Consider the following 4244-nt stretch of genomic DNA (forward strand, 5'->3'; position numbering starts at 1 on the left):
CGCGCATCGCCGATGCCGCCCGCGCCGTGGCCGGGCGCGGCACCACGGTCATCGTGGTCTCGCACGACCGCGACTGGCTGGAGCCGCTGGCGGGCCGCATCCTGAAGGTGCGGCGAGGACAGGTGGAAGGCTAATCCCGACGCAGGCAGGTCCCGTCTTGCACTACCTGTTCTTCAAGCGCGCTCGGTACCGTTGCCCGACACATCCTTTCGCCCTCCGGCATCCATGTAATGAACCGAACGCCGCCCCGGCCATGTGCCGGGGCGGCGTTCGCTTTTCGGATGTGAGGGTGTCGCATGTCCGATGTCTGGAAACTGTAGACTGGTTTTTCTGGCAGGCAAAACCTGTTCGAAAAACTTTAGACTTTGGCGTGATTTTTCTAGAGATGGCGGTTGATGCGGGTTTGGCACGTTGCGCGATTCCCCGGGTCTCGGGCGGCGACAAAGGCCGGGTATCGACTGGGGGATTGCGCGGCAAGGGGGGCGCAAGGTCGAAGCGAAAGTGGGATTGGTAGCAGATGAAGCCTGCGCGCGCCGGGGCACATCCCACCCGCGCTGTCGTCGGCTATACGTACCCATCTTCGAGCGTGGACAAATCCCCCGTATCCCGGCCCAGTTCCTCGCTGCGCAGCACCCGGCGCATGATCTTGCCGCTGCGGTTGCGGGGCAGCCCCTCGCGGAAGGATACCTCGCGGATCACCGCCACCGGGCCCAGTTCGCGCCGCACATGTTCCACCAGTTCCGTCGCCAGGTCGTCGGCATTGACCATGGTGCCCAGCGGTGGGTGGTCGTCCACCAGCACCACGAAGGCTTTGGCCACCTCGCCGCGCAGGGCGTCGGGCACGCCGATGACCGCGCATTCCGCCACCGAGGGGTGCGAGGCCAGCGCCGCTTCCATCTCCGCCGTGCCGATGCGGTGCCCGGCAATGAGCAGTACGTCGTCGGCCCGGCCCTGGATCCAGAAATAGCCGTCCTCGTCGCGGCGGGCCACGTCGCCGGTGCAGTACCAGCCGGGAAAGCGTTCCCAGTACAGGCGGCGGTAGCTTTCGTCGTCGTTGTACACGCCGCTGGACATGGCGGGCCAGGGGCGTTGCAGCACCAGCAGGCCGCCGCGCCCCGGCCCCACGGGCTGGCCGTGCTCGTCCACCACATCCGCCTCTATGCCGGGCAGCGGACGGGTGACCGAACCGGGCTTCAGCAGGGACACGGGCAGGGGGCTGAGCATGATCATGCCTGTTTCCGTCTGCCACCAGGTGTCCAGCACCGGGCAGCGCCCGCGCCCCACATGACGGTGGAACCACAACCACGCCTCCGGGCTGATGGGTTCGCCCACCGTGGCCAGCAGGCGCAGGGTGGTCAGGTCGTGCCGGGCCACGTGCTGGGCGCCGTGGCGCATCAGCATGCGCACCAGGGTGGGGGCGGTGTACAGGATGGTCACGCCCAGCCGCTCCACCATGGACCACACCCGGCCCGGTTCCGGGTACAGGGGGTGCCCTTCGTACAGCACCGTGGTGGTGCCCGCCATGAGCGGCCCGTAGACCACGTAACTGTGCCCGGTGATCCACCCCGGCTCCGCCGTGCACCAGAAGATGTCCGTGGGCTTCACGTCGAACACCCAGCGCATGGTGCGGTGCACCCCCACCATGTAGCCCCCGTGGGCATGCACATGCCCCTTGGGTTTGCCCGTGGTGCCGGATGTGTACAGCAGGAACAGCGGGTCGGTGCTGTCCATGATCTCGGTAAGCGCCTCGTGGTGCTGGCCGCGCACGGCATCGTGGTACCAGATGTCGCGGCCTTCGGTCATGGGCGTTTCCATGTGGGCGCGGTGCACCACCACCATGTGGCGCACCCCCGCGGCAAGGTCGGGCGGCAGGGTGGCCACCGCTTCGTCGGCGATGGGTTTCAGCGGGATGACCCGGCCATTGCGGTAGAAGCCATCCACCGTGACGATGACGGCGGGGCGGGCGTCCTCCATGCGGTCGCGCAGCGAACGGGCGGAAAAGCCGCCGAACACCGTGGAGTGCACCGCGCCGATCTTGGCGGCGGCCAGCATGGCGAACACCGTTTCCGGCAGGGGCGGCATGTAGATGATCACCCGGTCGCCCTTGCCCACGCCCAGGCCGCGCAGTGCGTTGGCCAGGCGGTTCACCTCGCGGTACAGCTGGTAGTAGGTGAAGCTGCGCGTGTCGCCCGATTCGCCTTCCCAGATCAGGGCCAGGCGGTTCTTGGTGCCGGTTTCGATGTGCCGGTCCAGCGCGTTGTGCACGATGTTGCAGCGCGCGCCGGTGAACCAGCGGTGGAAGGGGGCGTTGCTGCCGTCGTGCACCGCGTCCCAGCGGCGGAACCATTCCAGTTCTTCCGCCGCCTCTTCCCAGTAGCCGTCGGGGTCGGCGGCAGCGCGGGCGCGGGCGCGGGCCACGTCCTGCGGGTTGACCACGGCCCCGGCCACCACCTGCGGCAGGGGGCGGAACACGCGTTCCTCGCGCAGCAGGGCATCAATGGTGCCGCCGGTGAAGGGCAGGTCGCGCACGGGAGGGGCGGGCAGGTCGGGCAGGGGAGGCATAGTGGCCGAAGGCGGGGTGCCATCGCCATGTGCATTGGGCGCGCTGGGGGCAGCGTTGCCCCCCGCATGTTCGCCAGGCACGCCAGACGTGCCAGATACGCCAGACGCGCCGGGGGGGGCAACGTCGGGCAGCATGTCGGGGCCAGTGCCGGGTGCGGCGTGGGCCGGGGTGCCCGGCGCTGCGGGAGGCTGTGCGGGAAGTTTGCGGCGCGGCATGGCTAAAGCCCCAGTATCTCTTTCAGTTCGCCCAGCCGCCTGCGGCTGATGGGCAGTTCGATGCGGGTACGACCCATGGTGCGCAGCATGCAGTTGCCGCCCGGCACCGATGCGATTTCCGTCACCATGTCCAGGTTCACCAAGTACTTGCGGTGCACGCGGAAGAACCGGTGCGGGCGCAGCCTGCCTTCCAGCACCTTCAGCCGGTACGAGGTCAGGTACTTGTCGGTGGAGGTGTGCACATAGCTGTAGTCCTCGTAGGCTTCCACGAAGACGATTTCGTTGTACGGCACCAGAATGGTGGTGCCGTCCTGGGTGATGGCCAGCTTGCCGATTTCCACCGGGCGGAAGCGGCTGGTGTAATCCCAGGCGGACCCCAGTGCCGAAAGAAAGCTGTCCTGCTCCTCGTCGCCCAGCGCCAGTTGCAGGGTCTGCACCGGGGGGCCGTCTTCCGGACTTCCGGGGGTATGCCCGTCATCACGCCATTCCTCGTGCCAGCCGTCCTGCCATTCGCCCAGGGGTTCGATGTCGCCGGAAGCGATGGCCGCGCGAACGGCGGAGGGGGCAACTGGAGCAGGAGGGGGCTGGGATTGTGAGGGGCCGCCCGCAGGCTGTGGTGCAGACTGCGCGGGCTGGTCAGCCTGCGGTTGCTGCGGCTGCTGGGCCTGGTGGGGTTCGCGCCAGCGGGCCGCCGGTTCCGGGGCCAGCCGGAAGTTGGCGCGGAACTGGTCCAGCCGTCCCACGGTGCGCTGGAACCGCTCGTCCGGGCAGGGAAAGATGAGGTAGTCGGTGGCGTCCAGGTCGAAGGCCTCGAAGGCCAGCTTTTCGTCACCGGCTATGAACACCAGCGCCGGACGGTCACGGCGGCCCAGCAGGCGGCGGGCCAGTTCCAGGCCCGATGTTTCGCCGCCCAGTTCCACGCCGGTGAAGAACACCCCGTAGGGCAGGGCGTCGAGCAGGGCCCACGCTTCCTCGCCGTCCACGGCCTCGCCCAGAACGCGCAGGAAGGGCACGGGCTCCAGAAGGCGGCGCAGGCGTTGGCGCACTTCGGGGTCGGGGTGGGCGAGCAGGGTGTTCAGGCGCGTCATATGTGACCGTGGGGTGACCGTGAGGGGCCATGGGCGCCGGGGTGCTGCCGTTGTGGTGGACCGGGGGACCGACGAACAGGGCGGACCAGAGGCGGACCATACGGGGAACGGCCCGCCGGAATCCGTCCGCCGTAACCGTGCCCATGGGCCCGGAGCCATGCCATTTACCCCATACTGTACATGCGCCGCGGGAATCTGAAAAGGGGCGGCAGGTTGCGCACGAGAAGGTTGTGCGAACAACCATGTGGCCGACGCAACGTCCCCCTCGCATTGCGGGAGGGGGGACGGCCACAAACGGAAGCGGGGGCCCCGCGTCGCACGGGGCCCCCGCAGGGGGGCGGGCATGGGGCGCACGGACCGTGCGCGCGGAGCGGGGGC

Annotated in this window: 2 protein-coding genes; both read right to left on the reverse strand. The window is 68.8% G+C overall.

All coding sequences use genetic code 11. The features are described from left to right. Nucleotides 1-564: 564 nt before the first annotated feature. Nucleotides 565-2562 (reverse strand): acetate--CoA ligase, encoded by a 1998-nt coding sequence (gene acs, locus FVW27_RS09010; RefSeq protein WP_167124481.1) that lies wholly within the window; start codon nt 2560-2562, stop codon nt 565-567. 218 nt (nt 2563-2780) lie between these two features. Next, on the reverse strand, nt 2781-3866 hold the full coding sequence (locus FVW27_RS09015; RefSeq protein ID WP_167124479.1) for a LytR/AlgR family response regulator transcription factor: 1086 nt from the start codon (nt 3864-3866) through the stop codon (nt 2781-2783). Between the last annotated feature and the right edge of the window lie 378 nt (nt 3867-4244).

The organism is Nitratidesulfovibrio liaohensis, from assembly GCF_011682075.1.
GTDB classification, from domain to species: Bacteria; Desulfobacterota; Desulfovibrionia; order Desulfovibrionales; family Desulfovibrionaceae; genus Cupidesulfovibrio; species Cupidesulfovibrio liaohensis.